This window comes from Limnobacter sp. (assembly GCF_036405155.1).
Classification (GTDB): Bacteria; Pseudomonadota; Gammaproteobacteria; order Burkholderiales; family Burkholderiaceae_B; genus Limnobacter.
This window is the reverse complement of sequence record NZ_DASWYD010000001.1, coordinates 363,219-385,270: the sequence shown is the minus strand read 5'-3', so window position 1 is coordinate 385,270 and position 22,052 is coordinate 363,219. Positions and strand designations below refer to the sequence as shown.

At 56.0% G+C, this 22,052-nt stretch carries 20 protein-coding genes; 5 read left to right on the top strand and 15 right to left on the bottom strand.

From position 1 onward, the window contains the following. Window positions 1–35: 35 nt before the first annotated feature. Genes VGE55_RS01905 through VGE55_RS01895 form a run of 3 tightly spaced genes read right to left on the bottom strand, consistent with a single transcriptional unit; the run spans window position 36 to window position 3,920 of the window. Window positions 36–896 carry a hypothetical protein gene (locus tag VGE55_RS01905; RefSeq protein WP_331130031.1) on the bottom strand — a complete coding sequence of 287 codons (861 nt, stop codon included), beginning with the start codon at window positions 894–896 and terminating at the stop codon, window positions 36–38. Beyond that, window positions 883–2,325, bottom strand: coding sequence for a hypothetical protein (locus tag VGE55_RS01900; RefSeq protein WP_331130030.1), 1,443 nt, complete (start codon window positions 2,323–2,325; stop codon window positions 883–885). Before VGE55_RS01900 ends, VGE55_RS01905 begins: the two co-directional genes overlap by 14 nt. A 35-nt stretch (window positions 2,326–2,360) precedes the next feature. Continuing rightward, complete coding sequence (locus VGE55_RS01895) at window positions 2,361–3,920, bottom strand: OmpA family protein (protein ID WP_331130029.1); 1,560 nt, start codon at window positions 3,918–3,920, stop codon at window positions 2,361–2,363. Window positions 3,921–4,231: 311 nt separating this feature from the next. Between VGE55_RS01895 and VGE55_RS01890 the strand changes: the two genes are divergently transcribed. From VGE55_RS01890 to fliD, 3 genes are all read left to right on the top strand, one after another. Further along, complete coding sequence (locus VGE55_RS01890; RefSeq protein WP_331130028.1) at window positions 4,232–5,464, top strand: flagellin; 1,233 nt, start codon at window positions 4,232–4,234, stop codon at window positions 5,462–5,464. 235 nt (window positions 5,465–5,699) lie between these two features. Next, a complete protein-coding gene (locus tag VGE55_RS01885) occupies window positions 5,700–6,458 on the top strand; it encodes a hypothetical protein (protein WP_256765335.1) in 759 nt (252 codons plus the stop codon). A 2-nt stretch (window positions 6,459–6,460) separates the two neighbouring features. Then, window positions 6,461–7,936, top strand: a complete 1,476-nt coding sequence (fliD, locus tag VGE55_RS01880) for a flagellar filament capping protein FliD (protein WP_331130027.1) — start codon at window positions 6,461–6,463, stop codon at window positions 7,934–7,936. A 17-nt stretch (window positions 7,937–7,953) separates the two neighbouring features. Here the strand turns inward: fliD and VGE55_RS01875 are convergent, their stop codons facing one another. From VGE55_RS01875 to VGE55_RS01860, 4 genes are all read right to left on the bottom strand, one after another. Then, window positions 7,954–9,372: a tetratricopeptide repeat protein gene (locus VGE55_RS01875; RefSeq protein WP_256765333.1), complete on the bottom strand. Its 1,419-nt coding sequence runs from the start codon at window positions 9,370–9,372 to the stop codon at window positions 7,954–7,956. Beyond that, entirely contained in the window at window positions 9,369–10,262 is an 894-nt protein-coding gene (gene motB / locus VGE55_RS01870) for a flagellar motor protein MotB (RefSeq protein ID WP_331130026.1), read from the bottom strand. Before motB ends, VGE55_RS01875 begins: the two co-directional genes overlap by 4 nt. 6 nt (window positions 10,263–10,268) lie before the next feature. Next, window positions 10,269–11,189 carry a motility-associated protein gene (locus VGE55_RS01865; protein WP_331130025.1) on the bottom strand — a complete coding sequence of 307 codons (921 nt, stop codon included), beginning with the start codon at window positions 11,187–11,189 and terminating at the stop codon, window positions 10,269–10,271. Between the two features lie 117 nt (window positions 11,190–11,306). Further along, window positions 11,307–12,710: a hypothetical protein gene (locus VGE55_RS01860; RefSeq protein WP_331130024.1), complete on the bottom strand. Its 1,404-nt coding sequence runs from the start codon at window positions 12,708–12,710 to the stop codon at window positions 11,307–11,309. Window positions 12,711–12,842: 132 nt separating this feature from the next. Between VGE55_RS01860 and VGE55_RS01855 the strand changes: the two genes are divergently transcribed. Together VGE55_RS01855 and VGE55_RS01850 are read left to right on the top strand one after the other, a co-directional pair. After that, entirely contained in the window at window positions 12,843–13,190 is a 348-nt protein-coding gene (locus tag VGE55_RS01855) for a flagellar transcriptional regulator FlhD (RefSeq protein WP_256765329.1), read from the top strand. Between the two features lie 2 nt (window positions 13,191–13,192). Further along, window positions 13,193–13,774 (top strand): FlhC family transcriptional regulator, encoded by a 582-nt coding sequence (locus VGE55_RS01850; protein ID WP_256765328.1) that lies wholly within the window; start codon window positions 13,193–13,195, stop codon window positions 13,772–13,774. Here VGE55_RS01850 and VGE55_RS01845 read toward each other — a convergent pair. From VGE55_RS01845 to fliG, 8 genes are all read right to left on the bottom strand, one after another. Continuing rightward, window positions 13,744–14,148 (bottom strand): hypothetical protein, encoded by a 405-nt coding sequence (locus tag VGE55_RS01845; RefSeq protein ID WP_256765327.1) that lies wholly within the window; start codon window positions 14,146–14,148, stop codon window positions 13,744–13,746. The two genes, VGE55_RS01850 and VGE55_RS01845, sit on opposite strands and share 31 nt — an antisense overlap. Window positions 14,149–14,250: 102 nt before the next feature. After that, window positions 14,251–14,967: a FliA/WhiG family RNA polymerase sigma factor gene (locus VGE55_RS01840; RefSeq protein WP_331130023.1), complete on the bottom strand. Its 717-nt coding sequence runs from the start codon at window positions 14,965–14,967 to the stop codon at window positions 14,251–14,253. Then, window positions 14,945–16,159, bottom strand: coding sequence for a flagellar biosynthesis protein FlhF (gene flhF / locus VGE55_RS01835; protein ID WP_256765325.1), 1,215 nt, complete (start codon window positions 16,157–16,159; stop codon window positions 14,945–14,947). The genes VGE55_RS01840 and flhF overlap by 23 nt, the downstream gene beginning before the upstream one ends. Before the next feature lie 27 nt (window positions 16,160–16,186). Continuing rightward, window positions 16,187–18,280 (bottom strand): flagellar biosynthesis protein FlhA, encoded by a 2,094-nt coding sequence (flhA, locus tag VGE55_RS01830; protein ID WP_331130022.1) that lies wholly within the window; start codon window positions 18,278–18,280, stop codon window positions 16,187–16,189. After that, the gene (locus VGE55_RS01825) at window positions 18,277–18,768 is read right to left on the bottom strand and encodes a flagellar export protein FliJ (protein ID WP_331130021.1); all 492 of its coding nucleotides are present in this window, start codon (window positions 18,766–18,768) and stop codon (window positions 18,277–18,279) included. The genes flhA and VGE55_RS01825 overlap by 4 nt, the downstream gene beginning before the upstream one ends. 77 nt (window positions 18,769–18,845) lie before the next feature. Next, window positions 18,846–20,264: a flagellar protein export ATPase FliI gene (fliI, locus tag VGE55_RS01820; protein WP_331130020.1), complete on the bottom strand. Its 1,419-nt coding sequence runs from the start codon at window positions 20,262–20,264 to the stop codon at window positions 18,846–18,848. Beyond that, on the bottom strand, window positions 20,248–20,964 hold the full coding sequence (locus tag VGE55_RS01815) for a FliH/SctL family protein (protein ID WP_256765321.1): 717 nt from the start codon (window positions 20,962–20,964) through the stop codon (window positions 20,248–20,250). Before VGE55_RS01815 ends, fliI begins: the two co-directional genes overlap by 17 nt. Beyond that, a complete protein-coding gene (gene fliG, locus VGE55_RS01810; RefSeq protein ID WP_256765320.1) occupies window positions 20,951–22,045 on the bottom strand; it encodes a flagellar motor switch protein FliG in 1,095 nt (364 codons plus the stop codon). Before fliG ends, VGE55_RS01815 begins: the two co-directional genes overlap by 14 nt. Between the last annotated feature and the right edge of the window lie 7 nt (window positions 22,046–22,052).

Sequence of the window (22,052 nt, the reverse complement as noted above, 5' to 3'; positions counted from 1 at the left end):
ATAGTCGCCAATCATTGGCGCAATGGCTGAAAAACTCAGCGCCATGTAATGGGGTTAACCAGCGTGGGCGCACCAAAGTCATCGAGGCTCGCTTGGCTTTTCGAAAAATAGAGTTGCCAAAATCGATTCAACGCCTGAATTGTTTCCGGCTTTCTGTAAGACTTCTGTGCATCTTTACCTTGGGCCAATAAGCCGGCACCCAGCACGTAGACACGTGCTGGACCAAAATCAGCCACAGCCTGCTTTTGAAGGAACTTTTGGATTTCTTGTTCAGGCTGCAAGGTTCTGATTTCAGGCCCAGCGTAAAAACTTGAGATGCTAGAATTCTCAAGCATGTCCGAAGCAATAAACACGACCTTGTCCACCGCCTTTGAGGCACGCACCCGAAGGGCGAGCCGTTGCAAGCTGCTCGCAACATCGGACTGGGGAATGGCGCCTGACACGGACTCCAGCGCCTTGTTAATGGCGGTGGCTGCCGTCTTTCGTCCATAGGCTGCCTGGCTTTTCATACACGCATCAAATTTCGGAATGGCTGTGCGCTTGGTGCTATCCCGCTGCGCTGGCGTGAGGGGTGACTCCAGCTTGCCCGCGGAAATCACCTCAAAATAGCGACGATCGCCGTATGAGGAAAACGACGCCACCACATACGATGCGCCTGGCACAATCAGACGACCTGCATTTTCTCGAATGGACTGCCGCAATTTGTCGTCAAATGGCGTGGTTTGATCGATCAACAGGAACAATTCATGCTGACTGTCCGGGGACGGAACGCTAATACCCTCTATGCCATAACAGCTGGGCACGTCGTTTTCAACACCGGCATGGCATAAGCCGGAAGACAGCGCCAAACCAGCTGCTATCAATATCGCTTGGTATTTCATCTTAGAACAGATCATCCATGGCCACCTTGGGTGTTGAACGATCAAGTTTTCGTTGCTTCAACCATGACTGGAGATCGACGTTGGATTGCAAAGCAGGCGGTAGCTGTAAAAACGCTTGTTTCTCCTTCTCCGGATCATTCAGCGCAATCATCTGGGCCTTTACATCGTCAACCGTTGGCGCTGCACTGGCTGTGGCGCTTTTCAACACCTCTGCCGACGATTTTTGATGCATTTCGAGTTCCTGAGAAAGATCACGGGTTAGGTAATCGTCGAATGTTTTGGTCAGTTTCAATTGCTGACCTGAGGTTTCCTCAAGCCTTTGCTGCAAATCCTTCAGACGGGCATTCGCGATGTCCCGAATGGGTCTAACAAGGTTCATGTACTCCTCAAAAGTCGAGCAACCATACACCTCAAAAAATGCCTTTTTTGATTCCCTACCCGCAAAACCAAACCGATAACCTGCACCAATGCCGACCACCTGGGTTACAACAAAAATCGCACCCAGCATAATGAACGCCGCCAATCCTTCACTGAAGTGTGAACTGTCTATTTCCTTGGCAGCCTGGGATTCAACAGCGGCTTGGCCCTGTGTAATTTCGCTAGGCAACCCAGTTTTCTCGTTAAATGGATTGTCCTGCTGGGTGCTGTTGCCGCCAGAATGCCCAAGTGTCTCCTGAATCAATGTGGAGTTCAGGTTTTCAACCCGCATCCAGGTGGACACAATAGCAATGAGAGCAACCACCGTTGCAGTGATAATGACCGTCGTATATCCACCCCGATCATTGGCATTGGACGCAACACGGTTGGCCGTGCGAACGCTGGGTGGGTCTGCCATGTCCACGGCTTGCCGATCCTGAAGCGACACAAGCTGTGTGAAGTACGACTTACCACCGTTGTTTTTAAAAGTCTTAAAGCTGGACCGCAGCAGTGACGTTCTGAAATATTCGTGGCCCGCACTGTGTGTAAGTGCCAACAACAAAATGGCCAATACCAACACGATCGCAAGCGCCAACACAAACTGCGTATTTGCGGTCCCTTTTCCACCGTCCATCCAGCCGGCCAGCATGAAAGAAAATCCAAATGCTTCGGCCAATAAAAGCACCACCAACAACATCCACACAAAGGTAGGTGTGGGTGTACGGCCAAGATCGCCCGCATTTTTTAGATACTCAATTCGCTCCCGAAATGTTTCGCGGCTGACCATTGAGACATAGGACTTGTATTTGGCACAGAGCTTTTCTTCTGCACGGCGCCAACCATTGTTGGCATCGGTGGTGTCTTTGGCCAATCTTGCAATCGTACCCAACAGGGGAAACTGCACCCAGAAATCCATCAGCCGGAAACGAACGCTTGATTTTGTAAGGGCAGCCAGGATCGCACCCAGCACTGACAACGCCATGATCAGGGCGCTGTAGTTTGCCAACGTATTTTTTAATTCTTCCACTTCATCGACTCCCTTTTTACTGATTCAACTCGGCTTTACGATTTGGCCTTGCTGGTATCCATTTGTTTTTGATACAGCTCACCACGCCGGGTGTACAACACATTCATTACCCCTCGTCCGCTGGCTGAATCAGACATCACGAAATCAATACAGTCGAGTTCGCGGCCTTTCAAGAACACTCGATAGAGCAAGCCACGGTCACCTCGATAGGTATTCACTTTGGCCACTTGCCGAATGTCCGCTTGAGCACCTTTTACCGAGTCGTAATTTTTGTAAATCAAAACGGTGGGGTCCTGCGCGGGCAGGCCACCATCTTTTAGAACAGCCACGTTGGTGACTGCCAGCAAGTGGCCATTGGCCGATCCGGTCCATGCCGTGCCATACAGGTTTGGAAGATAATCCGTCACACTGGGCTTGCGGGGCTGGTCGTTTTGAAGGGCTTTCACACCGCGACTAATCCTTGGGCGGTCCACAGAGCAACTTTGCACAGGGCTGCTGTCGTCTGCCTGCGCGGAGCTGATGAGCGAAAACAGCCCCTCAGACTGCGTACTTCCAATATTGAGTGTTGAGAACCGGCCCTTCACGGGTTCGCCGCCGAAATCTATTCCAGAATCGAGCTGCGGGGAAGCCGGTGCTTTAGAGGGCGCTGCGGCCACGCCAGTGGCTTCTTTCCTTTTCGGTTGTTTGGTGGGCGCAGCAGGCTTGCCCACACTGCCCGATGTAGCCCCTGTGGCCCCACCCTGCGGCTTGTCGGTTGGTGGCTCGATGGCCGCTGCCCTGAAGTAAGCCGGGTTGGCCACCCGTTGGCTTAAATACGTGGCGAAATCAGCCTCGGTGGCCAAATCAACAATTTCAACACGGCGGTTGGCAGCTCGCCCTTCTGCAGTGAGGTTGGTCTTGGCCGGCAAGGTTTCTCCTGCACCTTGATAGAAAATTTGAGCACGATCAAACCCTGCCTGCTCAAAAATTTTCGCAACTTCACGAGCCCTGGCTTCCGAAAGCTCTGCGTTGCGTTCGCTAGAGCCTGTGTCGTCGGTGTGCCCCACCAAAAATATGCGCATTTTCTGACGAGCTGCCGCGATGGCCTCGCGGTCTTTAGCCGTGGCCTGGGGCGGAACCTCACCAAAGTACTGGTTGGCCATGGCCCGAAAAGCACGCTGAGCCTCGGGTGTTGGCGTTGAAGCATTGCTGGCAAACTGCGCGCTGGCTGCCTGAATGGAGACACTGGACCCGACCGCCTTATCTAAAGAACTGGCCTTCAATGTCTGAATGGAAAGCTCCATTTGTGCTGTTTGGGCGATTTTGAACAACTCACAATTGCGCTGATCGATGTCACGGCCGATCAAATAGCCCAATGCAGCACCCGCCGCCGCACCTTTTATGGCGCCGCCGGTTTTATCCATTTCATGACCGATCACACTACCCAACAACCCTGTGAGCACTGTGGCAATGACGCGCCCCTGATAGCTGGCACAGGGGTCTGCATTTCCAGTGAATGGGTTACCCCCGTTGTTTCTTTGATACGTAGCGCAGGAGGCAAGAAGAGAAGTCAGCACGCAAGTGCATATGACTGGAACAGCGGATAGTTTGTGCATGCTGTTAGACGGCCGGTTTGGGGTGATTCGTTAACAGGCTCATCGCATGAGCCCGATTTTTTTATTGAAGTGGCTCAACATTCGCCGAAATAACGGCAAACCGAAATACCCTGAATTTGTTACAAATCGGCATTATTCTTAATCACTATTCTTAAAATCAATCATTTGTGAGGATTTCGTTAACAGTGAATAACATTTTGCTGCGGATGGAAAAATAAAGTTCAGTTGCCCTACCCCCGTAACAAGGTAACAAGAGGGAGAAAACCCCCTCGACAACAACGCCAAACAGACAGATCAACGGGAGAGTTAACATGGCAGGAATTAATACAAACGTCGCCAGCTTGTTCGCACAGAACAACCTGAGCAAATCCGGTGCCGCACTGAGCACCGCCATTGCACGCCTGTCGTCAGGCTTGCGTGTAAACAGCGCCAAGGATGATGCAGCCGGCCTGGCCATTTCCGAAAAGTTCCGCGCACAAATTGGTGGCTTCGAAGTGGCCAAGCGCAACAGCAATGACGGTATTTCTGCCCTGGAAGTGGCTGAAGGCGCATTGGGCTCTGTGACTGACAGCCTGCAACGCATGCGTGAACTGGCCGTTCAGGCATCGACAGGTACGCTGACCTCTGCAGACCGTGATCAGTTGACAGAAGAATACGATGCATTGAAATCCAACGTCTCCAGCATCATTCAGAACACCAACTTCAACGGCATCAAGCTTCTGACATCAACCGCCGTTGACCTTGATGTACAAGTGGGCGCAAACAATACCGATAGTCTGATTGTGTCATTGGGTGACATCGAAGGTGCTTTCAGTACTTTCTCTACAACCACAACCACAGGTGTTCTTGCTTCGCCAACATCCAATGCGTTGACTCTGGCAAACATCACCGGAACAGGCGGCGGTGTCGTTGATGGTGTAGCAGCCGTAGCCCAGGGCGCATCCACAACATATGACCTGGACGGTGATGGAATTGCCGACTTACGTGCAAGCAACGCTGCGGGTGGCGCTGATATCATTAGTTCTGTTCAGTTCCTCGACAAAAATGGCGATGCCGTGGGCGATGCCATTGATGTGACCGCCGCGAACACAAATACCGTTACCGCATTGACATTGGGTAACCTCGGACTGCAAAACAAGGCTGCGGTCAATGGCAATACCAGCGTTCAAATCGGCGCACTGAGCTTGAGCCTGACATCGAACGGTACAAACTTCACACTTGGCAGCTATCTGTCGGGTGCGGCGATTGATGGAACAGACGGAACAAATGCCCGTGCTGCAATCGGTAAGCTGGACACGTTCCTGAGCACCATCAGCTCCCAGCGCTCCGTCCTCGGCGCCGGCATCAACCGCCTGGACTCTGTGGTGGCCAACCTGGACACCAGCAGCACCTCGCTGTCCGCCGCCCGCGGTCGCATCATCGACGCCGACTTTGCCAAAGAAACTGCCAACCTCACCCGTGCGCAGATTCTGCAGCAGGCTGGTACCTCTGTGCTGGCCCAGGCCAACCAGATCCCATCGGGCGTACTGTCCCTGCTGCGTTAATCCACACGCGGCAGCAAACCCCGGGCGGTTACCCGCCGCCTTGGGGCTGTATACAGCAGCTTTTCGGGTCAAAACCCTGGTTTTGGCCCGATTTCTTTTGTGGCACGGCTGTGTTTGCGGTGTAGGGTGGTGTTTGTAAAGTTCACATCCCCTTGAGCCGTATTCCACAGTGAGGTTGCAACATGGGTTGAGCCACGCCTTGTGCAAGTTGGCTTGATTGCATGGAGAAACGACTATGCCGCAAAGCACCGACACCACCTTGAGCAGCGCCGTGAGCCAGAACAGTTTGAACTTGATCAAGCCTTTTTCCGCGGAGGCCCCAGTGAACAAGGGGAACCCGGGGGCGGCTGTTCGCGCTCAAACCAGCGAGAGCACGGTGGAACTCAGCTCCGTAAAACGCCAACAGGTGGACACGGCCAATGCCTTCCTGAAAGAACTGCAAGGTGCACGCAGCGTGTTTCAGGCAGCCACCAGCGCTTTTCAGGAAATTCGCCCACTGCTGTTGGGTGAAGGTGGCCCAGCCAGCGACGACACCCTCAAAAAGGCCGGTGACAAATCCCTGCGCCTGTTGAGCGAACTGGCCAATGTGCGGGCCGAGCAAGAGCTGGCCGATGTGCAACGGCGCCTGGCCAATTCCGACACGGCCAACTTTACCGATGTGGTGGAAGCGGTGGCGGTGCTGGCCAAGGTGGCCAAGCAAGGCCTGGATGGGGCTGGCCAAACCGAACTGAAACAACTGGCGCAAGCCGTGAGCCTGGTGAACGAGGCTTTGAACAAGGCGCAAACACGGCTGGAGAAACTGACCAGCACGGTGAGTGCGGCCAGCAGCAAAGCCGAGGCCGACCTGGGCACCCGCGAGGGGCTGGAGCGCGTGCTGGGCAAACTGGGGGAAAGCATGCAAGGCCAGCGAGACAGCGCGCTGAAAGCCCAGGCCAATGTGAATGCAGACATGGTGGCCCGCATGTTGAAAGATTCTGACGCGGGTGGTGCCTAAGCATGGGGATTACTGCAAACGGCTTGGGCTCGGGCCTGGACATCAATGGCATTGTGGGCCAATTGGTGAACCTGGAACGGGCCAAGTTTGCGCCCAAAACCCAGCAACAGGCGGACTACAAAGACCGCATTAGCCAGTTTGGCTTGATCAAAAGCAACCTGGCCAGCCTGCAGGACGCTGCCAAAAAAATTCGGGAGCTGGCTGCCGGCACCCAAAAAACCCAAAACACCAACCCCGAGATTGTGACCCCCACGTTGGTGAACGGCACCAACAACACCTACACGGTGAAGGTGAACCAGTTGGCCACCAAGCAGTTGGTGCAAACCACCGGCTACAACGCCGGCAAGTTGACCACTGGCGTGGCGGCCAGCACGCAAGGCACCCTTCGTTTTACTTTTGGTGCACTGGCGAGCAACGCCAATGGCGTGGCCGATGCAGACACCGGCCGAGCGTTTACCAGCAATGGCACCACGGTGGACCTGGCGCTCACGGCCAATGCCAGTGGCGAATACAACTTGAGTGACATTGCCGCCGCCATCAATGCCGACACCACGTTGAAAACCCGCATCAGCGCCCGAGTGGACGATGTGATTGGCACACCCAACAAGCGCCTGGTGATTGAAAGTAAGGGCACGGGCACGGCACAGGCCTTTCAGATTGGCGATGCCGGGGGTGCCCCCACCAATGGCTTGGAGGCTTTGTTGTTTGACCCGGCCGTTGGCAGTGCGGGGGATGTGACCCAGGTGTCGGCCGCGAAAGACGCCAAAGCGGTGGTGAATGGCAACATTGGCGTGGCCAGCAGCAGCAACCAGTTCAACAATGCAGTGGCTGGCTTAAGCTTTGCGGCGCTGAAGGTGGACGCGGCCACCGCCACCATCACTGGCACCTTTGGTGTGGACAATGCCGCCGTGAAGTCAAAAATTGCCGACTTCATCACCGCCTACAACAAAACCGTTGGCAACCTGAAGGCCAACCAGGACAAGGACGCCAAGCTGTCCAGCGAAAGCCTGCCCGGTCAAATTGAACAGTCCATTCGCCGGGTGTTGGCCGCCGGTGCAGATGTGGGCGGCACCCAAAAATACCTGAGCGACTTGGGCATCAAGATTGATAAAACCGGTTTGATGGTGCTGGATGACAGCGCCAAGCTGGATGCCCTGGTGGCCAGCGACCCCAATGGCGCTGTAAACATTTTGGGCAGCACCAGCAGTGGCAACACGGGCTTGCTGAGCAATTTGGACAAGGTGCTGAAGGACCTCACCGGCATTGCAGGCCCACTGGCCCAGCGCAGCGATTCACTGAACGCGGCCATTCGCCGCATTGACAATGACCGCATTCAATTCAACAAACGGGTGGACCGCATTCAGGAACGGCTGTTCAAGCAGTTCTCGGCACTGGATGCCAGCATTTCCAGCCTGCAAAGCAGCCAGAATTTGCTAACCCAGCGCCTGGGTGCCCTGCAACAGCAACAGCAGGGCTAAAGCCCAGGCTGGACAGGTCAGTATGCTGCTTTCGCCGGTGCTGCGGGTGTTTGCATGGCCCGGTGAATGCGCAACACGGTGGCGGTGCTGGCGGTGGTTTTGAGCAACTGCTGGCGCAGCGACTCTGCTTTCTTCAGCAAGCCCAAACGGGCGCACAGGGTCATCAGCGTAATGCGCCCTTCCGTGCACAGTTGAATGCCCTTGCTGATTTGTTTCTTCACCACCACTTCCAGGTCGGCCCTGGCGCGCTCCACATCGTTGTTCAGGTAGTGGCCGTACACAATCAGCAGGTTTTCGGCCATCTCGGCTTCCGCGGCATCAATCACGCTGCGCATGCGGCCCAACACCTTGTAGGCCTCATCGGGGCGCTGGTTGTCGATTTGGGCTTGGGCCAGGCGGTAAAAGTCGTTGGCCGACACCAGGGTGGTGCCCACCGTGCGGTCAATCAGCCGGTTCAGGTAATTCCGTTTTTTGTCATCGTAGCCTTGCAGGTCGGCCAGTTCGGACAAGCAGCGCAAACGCTTGATGGAGGGCGCCACCACCGCACTCAAGCCTTCCAGCACACTGAGTGCCTCTTCCACGCGGCTGGACTCGATCAGCAAATCGGCCAGTTCGTCATGCGCCTGGATGAAGTGCGGGGCATAGGTGATGGCTTTGCGCAGCCAGCTTTCCGCTTCGCCTTTGTCGCCCTTGATGCGGCTTAAGCGTGCCAAGGTGAGGTCGATCCAGCCGGGTGCCTGCAGCGAGGTGTGGTTTTTCAACAGGGCTTCGGCTTCATCATGCCGTTTGGCCTGCAGCAACACCTCCACCTTCAGGCGGAATACATCCTTGTCGTATTGTGGAAAGTCACGCAGCACTTCATCACACAGCACCAAGGCGGCGTCGTACTGTTTGTAGTGCTTGGCCTTTAAGGCGGCCTTGAGCACCATGCGGCGTGCATGAATGCGAATGACGCGCTTGGACAACTCTTCGGCAGAAAAGGGTTTGATCAGAAAGGCTTCGGGTTCAAATTCCATCATGCCCACCAGCGCGCTGGAGGAGCGGTCGCCCGACACCACAATGATGCTGCTGCCAAAATGGGCGGCCTGCTTGGTGCGAAGTTCTTCCATAACCACGGCACCATTGCGGCGTTCGTCAATGTTGTAGTCACAAAACACGAAGTCGTAATTGCGCTCCAGCACGTAGCGGAAAAAATCGTTCGGGTTGTTCACCACATCAAACTGCGTGCTGCCCATTTGGGCCAGTTCATCTTTCAGATGCTTGGTGGAGGGTGCGCTGCGGTCCAGAATCAGGACGGTGGTGCCTTGCAGGGGCAGCGAATCCTTGAACGCATTGTTGCGCGGCAATGGCTCGCTTTCGCGAATGCCGGTGAACTTATCGATTCGCGGCAGTGATTCCAGAAAACTCACATCTTCCTTGTTGTCGTTGCTGTTCATAGGCCTTCCAGTATTCGACGCTTCAGCAAATCCACTTCCGCTTTTTTGGTGAGCACCAAAATTTCAATGCGGCGGTTAACCGGGTCGGCCGGGTCTTCCACCATGGGGTTGGCGTCGGCCATGCCCACCACGCGAATCACTTTTTGTTCCAGCAGGCCACTGCTCACCATGGCGCGGCGCGATGAATTGGCTCGGTCGGAGGACAATTCCCAATTGGAATAGGTGCCACCGCGGGCGGAGAAGGCAATGCCGTCGGTGTGTCCAGTCACCGTCATGCGGTTGTCGACCTGGTTCAGCACTTGGGTGAGGCGCCCCAGAATATCGGCTGCGTAGGGGCGCAGGTTGGCGCTGCCCGAATCAAACATTGGGCGCTTGCCGCCGTCAATCAACTGAATCAACAAACCTTCCACCGAGTTGTCGAGTTTGATTTGGTCTCGATACGGGCGGGTGTTGGGGTCTTTGTCGATCATGGCCTGCAGCTGGTCTTTGAGGTTTTCCAGGCGCTGCTGATCAGCCTTCTCTTGCTGAATCTTCAGTTCTTGCCGGGCCATCTCCAGCATGCTGGATTGGGGCTTGACCTCTTTGGCTGCCTCTTTTTTGTCCTGCTCGCGGGCTTTGCCACCTTGTGTGTCTTTTTTGCTGTCGCTTTGCGATGCAGACTGCCCCTTGGCTTGTGTGGCCGTGGGCTTGCTGAGCGTGAAGTAATCGGCCAAACCAGCCAGGTCAGACGGGCGCGGAGAAGACAACAGCCACATCAGCAGGAAGAAGGCCATCATGGCGGTCACGAAGTCGGCATAGGCCAGCTTCCAGGCACCAAAAGGCTTGGGAAGCTCATCGTCACTTTGTCGACGAACCAGCACAATGGCTGGCTTGGGGCTGGCGTCTTTCATGACGATTTAACGGGCCTGAAAGATGTTGGTGGCCGAAGCGCCTGCTGCACCACCGCTACCGGTGCCTGCATTGCGCAGTTCCTTGATGCGCATCTCCATGTCGTCATAGCTGGGGCGCACACCGCTGAACAGAGTTTTGCGACCAAACTCCACCGACAATGCCGGCGAAAAACCGTAACCAATGTGCGCCACCAAAATGGCTTGTATGCACTCCAGCTTTTTAACCTGGTCGGCCAGGCGGCTTTCCACAAACTGTCCCAAAGGCCCCACGTAGGCGTAGGCAATCAACACGCCAATGAAGGTGCCCACCAGCGCACTGCCGATCATCACACCCAGTTCGGCATTGCTCACCTGGCCCACCGAGCCCATGACGTGCACCACACCCATCACGGCGGCCATGATGCCGAAGGCGGGCAAGGCATCGGCTGTTTTGTAGATGGCACCGGCTGCCTTGTCGTTTTCCTTTCGGCGCGCGGTGATTTCATCGTCCATGGCGCTTTGAATTTGTTGACCACTCATTTTGGAGGTCACCATCATCCGCAAATAGTCGGTGATGAAATTCAGGGTTTGCGGGTCGCGAACCACGGAAGGATAACGACCAAACAGGTTGCTGGACTCGGGCCGTTCAATGTCGGCCTCAATGGCAATCATGCCCTCACGGCTGAGTTTGGCCAGCACATCGTGCATCACGCCCATGACGTCCATGTATTCGTCAGTTTGCATTTCGGGCTGCATGCTTTTCTTGAGCACACCTTTGAGGATGGTCAGCGATTTCTGACTGGTGCCCAAGTAAAACGCTGCAGCCGCGCCGCCCACGATGATGAGATACTCCGCTGGCTGTAACAGCAGGTAGAGCTGGCCACCGGCCAGCATATAGCCACCAAAAATACTGAGTGTGGCCACGATAAAACTGATGAGTATTTTCATGGTGTGTGCGCAAAGCCTTTGTCAATTCATTATCTGTGGCACAGCGGCCCCGCCGGCAATTTGAAACAGGCTAAAAACAGGTGGTTTCAAACAGGCGACAGGCAATTGCGCTGGCCCCTACGGGGTTTTCAGCAGTTTTCGAACACCGCCTTGTGCATCGACGCGAACACCATCCAGCCCTTCAAAATTCACCCGGGGTGTGGTGGACACATTGGGTGCCAAAGCAAACTCTTTGAGGTACAGCGATTGCTCCGCGTCGTTCAACCAGCGTTTCAAATCATTGGCCCACAACCCGGCCAACGTGGTACCCCGCTGGCCGCTGGCTGAATCCATGGCGGCCAGTTGCCGTTGAAGCAGGCTGGCGTTGCGGGTGGTTTTGATGTCATAAGGGCCTTTCAGTTCGCGGGCGGTAAACAGCCCGGTCTCCATCGCTTGTGCCAGTTGCTTCTTGCCAAATTTGTCAAACGGAATGGTGAGTTGATTGGTGATGTCGATGGAACGGCCCAGGTGAATCAGGCCGGTGTTGAAGTCCAGCTGCGGGTTCAGGCTGATTCGGGTGTCCCAAACCACGGGTGCGGCATTGATTTCACCAGTCAAGGTGTGCTGCAACCGCAGGCCTTTCTGGATCAGCAGGTTGTAGGCAGACTGAACATTGAACTCATGGCTTTTGGCGGTTGCAAAACCACCGCATGACTGCATGGCCGATTGCAACAGGAATTGCAGGGAGGGACTGTGACCCACAAAAAGACTGGTGTCGGTTTTGGTTTTGTCCAGTAACACATCGCCCCATTTCAATGCACCGGTTTCTGCGCTCAACACCCACTGGATTTGATCGGTGTCATCGCTTTCGGCAATCACGCGCATGTCCAGGTCTTTCACGTTGTGGGTATCGCTGCTGATTTGGTCTGCATGCACGTGAAGCTCGGAGTTCAGGGCATCACGGGTGTCCCATTTGAGTTTCAGGCTCACCTGACGAGCCAGAAGGTCATCCGGCTGCTCGGTGACAGCAGCCAGCTTGATGAGCTGTGCAGCCATGTCGAGCTCAATTTGGCGGCTGCCCACTTGAAGCTTGAGTGCCGGTGCCAGCGCGAAGGTGCTCATCCATGGGGAGGGTTGCAGGCTGACATCCACCGAGTTGGCTTTGCGCAAGGTGGTCACGGTCAACAGGGGATCGGTGTCGTCAGAATCGGCGGGGAACCATTGGAAATTGCCGTGCTCGTAAAAAAACGGCACCTGACCCATGGTGTATTTGACCACGCCAACATCCAGCACTTCTGCATTGCAGCGGTTCAGCACCGACACCCGGAATTGTCCGGTGGACACTGGAAAGGAATCGCCCTGCTCAAGGTCACCCAAGCCCAGGCGCAAGTGGCCCAACTCAAGACCCGATTCACCAGCCCAGGATTGAATGGTGTGTTGAAACTGACGGGCCTGGTAATAGATGAAGCCGGTGGCACCGCCACCCAGCAGAAGAAGCAGGAGGAGAAATCCTCCAATAAACGCGGTTTTCTTTTTCATCATGGCGTCCCATCGAGCAATACACTGAATGAAACGCCGCGAAGCTTGACTGAAGTTTGCAGACCCAGTGAGGCGATTGTACGGCGAAGTTGAAATGAAACACAAGCACCCCCAAGGCTGCTGTTCGGAGGAACCATGAGTGCATTGAGCGTGGGCAAAGGAAGCGCAGAACGCATGTTGAATGAGCTGCGGGAATTGAACCTGAATTTCCTGATGCTGGCCCAGCGCATGCTGAACGACAACAAGGTGACCGCCAAAGCGCAATTGGGCCTGCCCGATGGTGTGGCCGACACCCTGATGGACATGAGCACCACGGACCTGATGCGCCTGGCCTCCACATCGCTGTCGCTGTGCACCTTGCGGTTTGACCATGAAAAACTGTGGGCACTGGCCAATGACCAGTCCACTGACCCTCGACTCACGGCCCTGCATGCAAGCATTCTCGGATTTCGTCACCCGGTTGAGCACAAGTTGGCGGGTTGACCATGGGCACTGCGTTGAAGAAAAGCGTACTGGACGATGCGCAAGCCGTTCAAAAGGCTGCCCAGCTGATTGCGCTGGGTGCGCGCTTGCAGGTGATTCAGTCGGAGTTTCCCCAGTTGTCGCGTGACCGCTGCCTGTCGATTTACAAGGAAGTGAAAGGTGAAGCGCCCCAGAAGGGGCCATTGCCGTTTTCCACTGAGTGGTTTTTATTCCGTGCGCCCAATGCCCATGCCAGTTTGTTCATGAGCATCTACAACACAGTGGAATGCGACAACCCGCAGCTTGGAAAAACCGATGTATTGATTGCGGCATACACCTTGTACCTGCAAACGGTGCAGGCCATCGACAACCCACCCATTTTGAGCATGACCCGCGCCTGGAGCTTGTTTCGCCATGTGGCCAGCGGTGTGCTACGAACCATCACCTGCCATCAATGCCAGGGCAATTTCGTGGTGGATCCGTATGATGTGGCGGGGCAGTTTCAGTGTGCGCTGTGCGACATCCAGAGCCGGCCTGGCCCCAAGATTTGCTTTGACAACAAACACTACCAGCGCTATTTGACTGAAGAAGAAAGTGAAGTTTGAGCCTGCACATACAGTGGGCGACATTGCGCATTGGCCGGCAATGTTTGGGGTGGTTCGGAAAACACCTTGACCAGTTTCTCACCCGGTTGAATGATGGCCCACGCCACAGGCTTGCAATCGGCGGGCGGTGTTAAGCGTGCATCCACCCAACCGTCTTTGTAACCCTGCTGATAATCACCCTGCCCCAACACGGATTTCAATGCACTGCGTGACTTTCTCAACTCGGCCAGGAGCATGAGCACCGTGGCTGGGTTGATCAGCGAACCCCGTGCATAGTCACCCGTGATCAGTGCATCACGGGCTTGCGCCTCCAGCGACTCATAAAATCCGTCGTGAATGTCTCGGGGATTGGGGGCTGAATTGGTTTGGCTCATGATGACAAGTACCCGCACACAGGGAAAACATGTCACCACTGTAGACCAGCACCCCGACACACAAAGGGCTGAACAAAGCGGGTTTACCGGGGCTTTTTTGAATCAGCCCGCCAGGCGCTGGGCTGCCATGCCTTTCAGGATGGTTAAGGCCTGGTTGTGCATTTGGTAGGCGCGGGATTCATTGACGCCCATGAGGCTGCCAATTTCCTTGAATGTCATTTCCTGTTCAAAGTACAGGCGCAACACCAATTGCTCACGGTCTGACAAACCGTCAATCAGGTTGAGCAATTCTTCACGGCTTTCACGTTGGGCCAGCGTGTCTTCCAGCGTGTCTTGCTGCTCGGTCAACCGGTCCATCACCTGCTGCACGCCCTGGGTGTCGTCGGCCATGTCTTCCAACGACACCCATTGGGTTTGTTCAAAATCATTGAGCCAGCTTCGGTACTCCACCAGCGGCAAATTCAGTGCAGCGGCACACTCCATTTCAGAGGGCTCCCGGCCCAGTTGGTGGGCCAGCTGCTGGCGCTGGCGTTCCACCTGCTTGCGCATTTGCCGCACCGCACGGGGCAAATGGTCTTTTTCACGCAGGTCGTCCATGATGGCGCCGCGTATCCGGAAATGTGCATACGCCTCAAAGGACGATTCGCCATGGGTGTAGCGCTGCAGGGCATCCATCAGGCCGATCATGCCCACTTGTACCAAGTCGTCCAATTCCACATTGGCGGTCAGTTTGCTGCGGATCTGGGCAGCAATGCGCTGCACCTCGGGCATGTGCCGCTCCAGCAGCGCGGCTTTTTCAAGTGCGTCGAATGTCATCATTCACCACCTGATTGGCCACACCATAACGCAGCCACTGAACTTCCTCTTCCGTTCGGGCATAGGCTTGTTCGTATTGGCGACGCATGGCCCGTTGCACCAGAAAGTGCGCATCGGCCAGGTAGAGGTCTTCGGGAACCCGCTGACCAGTCGACATGTACATCAAATTGAGATTTTCGCGCAGCGCCAGGTCGATGCTGCCTGCAATGTAAGAGCACTCATCGAGCTTGGTGAGCACAGCACCGTAAAAACCGTTGCCGCGGAAGCGGTCTGCCACTTCACTCAAAGCCCGGGGCTGGGACGACACATTCATCACCAGCAGCTTTTGAATATCGTGACGGTCCAGCAGGCCGATCTGCTCGGTGATTTGCACATCGCGGGGGGACAAGCCCATGGTGTCGATCAACACCAAGTGTTTTTTCGACAGGGTTTTGAGGTGCGATTCCAACTCGCCAGCATTGAGTGCCACGTGCACGGGCACGCCAATGACTTTGGCGTAAGTCCGCAACTGGTCAATCGCGCAAATGCGGTAGGTGTCGGTGGTGATCAGGGCAACGGAGGCGCGGTCTTTCAGGGCCAGGCAACGCGCAGCAATTTTGGCAATGGTGGTTGTTTTTCCGCTGCCGGTGGGGCCAACCACAGCGTACACACCACCTTTCTGAATCATCTCGATGTCAGGCTGAAGCGCGGTGAGTTTGCTGGCGATGGCTTCAATCACCCAGGCGCTGGCTTTGACATGGTCCAGTCCCTCCGGAATGCCATCGACCAGCGTGCGGGCCACCAGTGGCGAGAACCCCAGGTCTTGAAGGTCTTGCCAGATTTTGCCGCGCAAGGGGTCGCCAGTGGCCCAGTTTTGCCAACTGATCTGACTGAATTGCTGTTGCACCAAGTTCTTGAGCTGGGCCACTTCCCGAGCCAGTGCCTCGGTCATGTCGGGTTGTGCAGCCTCGCGATTGTCCAGCTCAACACCCTGGGGGCGAGGTTCCTTGTGCGCAGGATCGGACGGACGCTTTCGCGTGGTGAGCTTGGCCTTGGGCACACTGCCATCAGGGCTGAGGTCCAGCGAGGCCACCGCCTGGGCGCTGGCGAAAATCACTTCGACGCCGTTGTCCACCTGCTTGGTCGACACGATCACCACGTCATCACCAAATTCATCGGTGATCAATTTCAAGGCTTCCGCTGAGGTTGCTGCCAATCGTTTCTGCAACACATTCGCACCCAATTATTTAATGACAGACAACACGGAGACTTTTTTGTACTCCGGCACTTCGCTATGACTCAAAATCGTCAGGCCTGGCGCAGCTTTGCGCAGCAGCTGTGCAAGCGCTGGGCGCAAGAAATCCTGCACCAGCAACACGGGGCTTTGGCCCATGGCGAGCAGGCGCTGCGCCTCATGCGTGAGCTTGTTGCTCATGGTGTTGGCCAGGTTGGGCTCAATCGCCACGTCGGCCGGTGCCTGCCCTTGATTGGACTGGATAATCATGTTTTCCAGCTTGGGGTCGAATACCAACACTTGCAAATCCCGGTCGGGTGCAGCCAAGCCTTGAACAATCGAACTGGATAGGGCAATGCGAACCAAGCCGGTGAGTTCAACTGGATGTTGGGTTTTGGGTGCGTGTTCCAGCAGCGTTTCCAAAATGGTTCGCATGTCGCGAATGCTGACCCTGTCATCCAAGAGGTTGTGCAGCACTTTTTGGAATGCCGACAGGGACAACATTTTCGGAATCAACTCGTCAGCCACCTTGGGATACAACTTGCCAAAGTGTTCCAGCAGTTGCTGGCATTCCACGCGGCCGATCAGTTTGGACGCGTGGTTGGACAACAGGTGCGACACATGCGTTGCAATCACGGTGGCTGCGTCCACCACGGTGTAGCCACCGGCCTGGGCGCGCTCGGTCATGTCCTGCTCAATCCAGTAGGCTGGCATGCCAAACGTGGGGTCAACAGTTTGAGGGCCAGGCAAGCGCAGCACCACCTCGCCTGGATCAATCGCCAACCACGCACCCGGCTCAACATCGGCCTGCGCCATGTTGACGCCTTTGATCAGCAGGCGGTAACTGTTGGGTGGCAAATCCAGGTTGTCCCGCACATGGATGGGGGGTGGCAGAAAGCCCATTTCCTGGGTGAATTTTTTCCGGATGGCCTTGATGCGTTTGAGCAGATCGCTGTCAGGCCCTTTGTCCACCAGGGGAATCAGGCGATAGCCAATTTCAAGGGCCAGGGGTTCAACGGGTTTGATGTCATCCCAACTGGCATCGGCCACCTCTTTCATGGCGCGGCTCACGGCCTGCTCGGTGTTGTCTTCCACTGGGGCCATGGACCGCTTTTGCAGCCAGTAAGCCAGCCCGGCCATGCCGGCACCGAACATCAGGAATGGCAGGTTGGGCATGCCGGGAATGAAACCCAGCAACAACAACACGCCTGCACACATGGCAAACACCTGGGGGGACTGCGCCAGTTGCGAGGCCACCTGGGTGCCGATGTCCTGCCCTTGGCCCACGCGCGCCACCACCAAACCGGCAGCCACGGAAATCAATAGCGCAGGCACTTGGGCCACCAGGCCATCGCCAATGGCGAGCAATACATATTTTTGCCCGGCGCTGGCAAAGCCAAGGTCGTACTGCAACATGCCAACAGCCAGTCCGCCCACAATGTTGATGATGAGAATGAACACACCCGCCACGGCATCACCACGAACAAATTTCGACGCACCATCCATGGAGCCGTAAAACTCCGACTCTTGTGCGGTTTCCTGTCGACGCTTCTTGGCCTCGGCCTCGGTAATCAACCCGGCATTCAAATCGGCATCAATGGCCATTTGCTTACCGGGCATGGCGTCCAGGGTGAAACGGGCAGACACTTCTGCAATGCGTCCAGCGCCTTTGGTGATCACCACAAAGTTAATCACCATCAAGATGACAAACACGATAATGCCGACCGCCAAATTGCCACCAATCAAGAAGTGGCCAAAAGCCTCAATCACTTTGCCGGCTGAATCAGTGCCCTCATGACCATGCAAGAGCACCACGCGGGTGGAGGCCACATTCAGGCTTAGGCGCAGCAACGTGGTGATCAGCAACACCGTTGGAAAAGACGAAAAATCCAGCGGTTTTTTGGTGTACAGGGCTGCCACCAACACCACCATGGACAGCGCAATGTTGAAGGTGAACAGCACATCCAGCGCCATGGCTGGCAATGGCAACACCATCATGGCCAACACCAGCAAAATGAACACTGGCGCAGCAAGGGCACGGGCCTTGTTCAGGTCCACCGCGTTTTTCAGGACATCATTCAGGGTGGCTTGGGGCACGCTCATGCCAGCCTCCCTTCTGCAGACTTCAGCAGCAGGGTGCGGGCATACCGACCATTGGCCAGCTCATCCAGTTCTTTTTGCGCACGGCGAAGCTGTTTTTCTTCCAGAACAGCCTCGCGCCTTGCCAGCAATTGCTCCAGCGTTTTCTGCTTGAGCTTCAGGTGTTTCAAATTTTCAGCCGCTTGCCGCAGGTAGGCCTTGTTGGTTTCATTTTGCCGAACCTGCGCAGCCAAGGCCGACATGAGCTTTCCGGCAAACTGATTGTGCGCCTTCAATTCGGTGCCACTGATGGTGTGCGGAGTGAGTTCATCAACCGCTGTGCATTGCCCCATGAATGCCAATTTTTCTGAATACTGGCGAACGTAATCGGTCAGCATGTGGATGCTGTGCTGACCTTTCTCGATGCTGGACTGGATCAAGGCCATGTGCGATTCCATCTCGCTGACTTCGAGACTGATGCGGTCCTTCAACAGTTCAATGGCTTTGCTCATGATTCCCCCACGATGAATTCAGTGTACGGGGGAGCCTTCTTGGCATGCGGGAAGAAATCTGGCGAAAAGCGCCTGTTTCACTGCGCTGTGGCGTCCGGGTTGAACACCCGGGCCAGTGCATCCAGGCTGTCGAGCATGTTGCAGCTTTCCTGAATCCCTTGCTGCAAAAACCCGCGCATGGCAGGCTGCAGGTCGATGGCCTTGTCGACCATGGGGTCGGCACCGCGCTGATAGGCCCCAATCGAAATCAGGTCCTGGTTGGCGGTGCACTTGGAATACAGCGCTTTGAAATAGCGCGCAGTGTCCATGTGCACGGTCTCTGTGACGTTGTGCATCACACGGGAAATGGATTGCTCAATGTCCAGTGCCGGGTAGTGACCCTGCTCGGCCAGCTTTCGGGACAACACAAAATGGCCATCCAGAATGGCCCGGGCTGCATCGGCAATGGGGTCTTGCTGGTCATCCCCCTCGGACAGCACCGTGTAAAACGCTGTGATAGACCCACCCGACGTGGAGGAATTTCCGGCCCGCTCCACCAGGGCGGGCAGTTTGGCAAATACGCTAGGGGGATAGCCTTTGGTGGCCGGTGCCTCACCAATGGCCAGCGCGATTTCCCGCTGCGCTTGGGCATAGCGGGTCAACGAGTCCATGATCAGCAGCACATCATGCCCCTGGTCTCGAAAGTGCTCTGCCAGGGTGCTGGCATAGGCGGCACCCTGCAGGCGCAGCAGGGCTGAACTGTCCGCTGGTGCTGCCACCACCACCGACCGTTTCAAACCATCCTCACCCAGAATGTCTTCAATGAACTCCTTGACTTCACGACCCCGTTCACCAATCAGGCCGACCACAATCCGGCTTGCGGAGGTGAAGCGGGCCATCATGCCCAGCAGCACCGACTTACCCACACCAGAGCCTGCAAACAAGCCCAGGCGTTGGCCCTTGCCCACCGTCAACAATGCGTTGATGGCGCGCACACCCACATCAATCGGTTGACGAACTGGCACCCGCTCAATGGGGTTGACCGCACGTGCAGCCAGTGGCGAGCTGTGTGAAAACCGGATGGGCCCGAGGCCATCCAAAGGACGTGCGTTGGCATCCAGCACACGACCCAGCAACCCGTCACCCACCGGCAGGTGTTTGCTGTGTTGCTGCTCTGGCAAATAGGCGGGCAACCGCTGGTGGAGCCTGGGCAATGGCCACTGTGCCGGCTGCGGCGTGATGCGCAAACCCGGTCGAAGCCCGGCCGTTTCGCCATGGGGCATCAGGTAGGTGTAGCCATCCGAGAAGCCGACCACTTCGGCCTCCAGCATTTGCAGTCCCGCATGGATGTGACACAAGGTGCCCACCGCCAACTCCAGGCCGGCAGCCTGAACCACCAAGCCTTGGACACGCATCAAACGACCGGACACCACCGCTTGATCGGTGCGAACCACCTGCGCAGTGCAATCATCCAGCCAGTTGAGCAAGGCCGATGGTGGCTCAACCGGGCTGTGCATGGTGCAGGTGTTCCGGTTGGTCTGACAAGGCCGAGAACACATTGCGCCAGCGGGTCTCCAGCGAATAATCCATTTGCCCTGCGGTGTGATACACCATGAAACCGCCTTCAGCCAACCGCGGGTCCTCTTTGAAATTGACCGCCACCGACTGCTGAACCTGCGTGGACAACGGGCCCAGCGCTTGCAAGTGGTATTGCATGTTGGCAATGGTGGCCGGTGCAGCAGCCACGGTGATGTACACCACATCCGCCGAGATGGACTGGATGGCGGCTTTCAGCAGCGCGGCAATCGATTCGGGACAACGAACGGTGTGGTCCTGCACGACTTGACGGGCCGATACCACCACCAGGTCCAGCATCCGTTCGGCCAGCCGGTTTTGAATGGCACTTAATTCGGCTTGCAGTTGTACACACACTTGCGCCAAGCGCGCTGCTTCCTCATTGGCCAGCTTCAAACCGTCGTTGTACCCTTCACGGTGGCCATCCTCGTAACCCTGCTCGCGGCTTTGGTGAACCACCTGCTCAACATCGTGCTCTTTTTGTCGCAGGGCTTGTGCCTTGCGAATGATGTCCTCTTCACGCTGCTTGATCAGTGCCTTGTGGGCCAACAAATCGCCAATGGGGTTGTTGGAGTCGGGCGCCAGGGCTTTCCAGGGTGTGGCCGTTTCCACACCTTTCACAATCCGCTTAGACAAAAGCATCCTCTCCCGATCCACCCAACACAATCTGCCCTTCGTCGGCCAACCGGCGAACCACCCGCAGAATTTCCTTTTGTGCAGCATCCACATCCGAGATGCGCACCGGCCCCTTGTTCAGCAGTTCGTCGCGAACCGCTTCCGAGGCGCGCTGGCTCATGTTCTGGAAAATACGTTCCTTGAGGTTTTCTGGTGCGCCTTTCAATGCAATCACCAAAATGGCGTTGTCGATTTCGCGCAGGGTTTGTTGCAAGCTGCGGCTGTCCAGGTCCATCAGGTTGTCAAACACAAACATCTCGTCCTGAATTTTCTGGGCCAATTGATCGTCGTATTCCCGGATGCTTTCCAGCACCGCCTGTTCATTGGCTGTGCCCACATAGTTGAGGATTTCCGCCGCTGTTTTGGTGCCACCCAAGGTGCTTTTCTTGACCTTCTCACCGCCAGCCAGGGCTTTGGACAACACCTCGTTCAACTCGCGCAGCGCATTGGGTTGTACGCCATCCAACGTGGAAATGCGGATGGTCACATCCTTGCGCACTTTGTCTGGAAACTCGTTGAGAATGGCTGCGGCATGATCTCGTTCCAAGTGAACCAGAATGGTGGCGATGATCTGCGGGTGTTCGTTTTTAATCAGCTCGGCCACGCTGGATGCATCCACCCACTTCAGGCTTTCAATGCCCGAGGTGTCGCCCGACTGAAGAATGCGATCAGCCAGGAAACCGGCCCGCTCTTCGCCCAGCGCTTTGTTCAGCATGGACCGGATGTATTGATCCGACGAGGTGCCGATGGCGCTTTGGTCCAAGGTGATTTCTAAAAACTCTCGGGTCACGGAATCCACACGGTCTTGCTTTACATCGCGCAAGTTGGTCATGCGGGTGAGCAACCGGTTTACATCGCGCGGACCGAAAAACTTGAGCACCTCGGCTGCATCGTCCGCACCAAGGCTCAGCATGAAAATCGCCGCTTTGTCCAAACCGTCTTCACGGCGGGCTGGTGCAGCTGGTGTTGCGACGGGCGCAGACGCTGAGCCTGCAGCGTTCTTTCCATCCACGGGTGTTTCAGCATTCACAGGGGCTTGGCTGGCCATAGTCGTT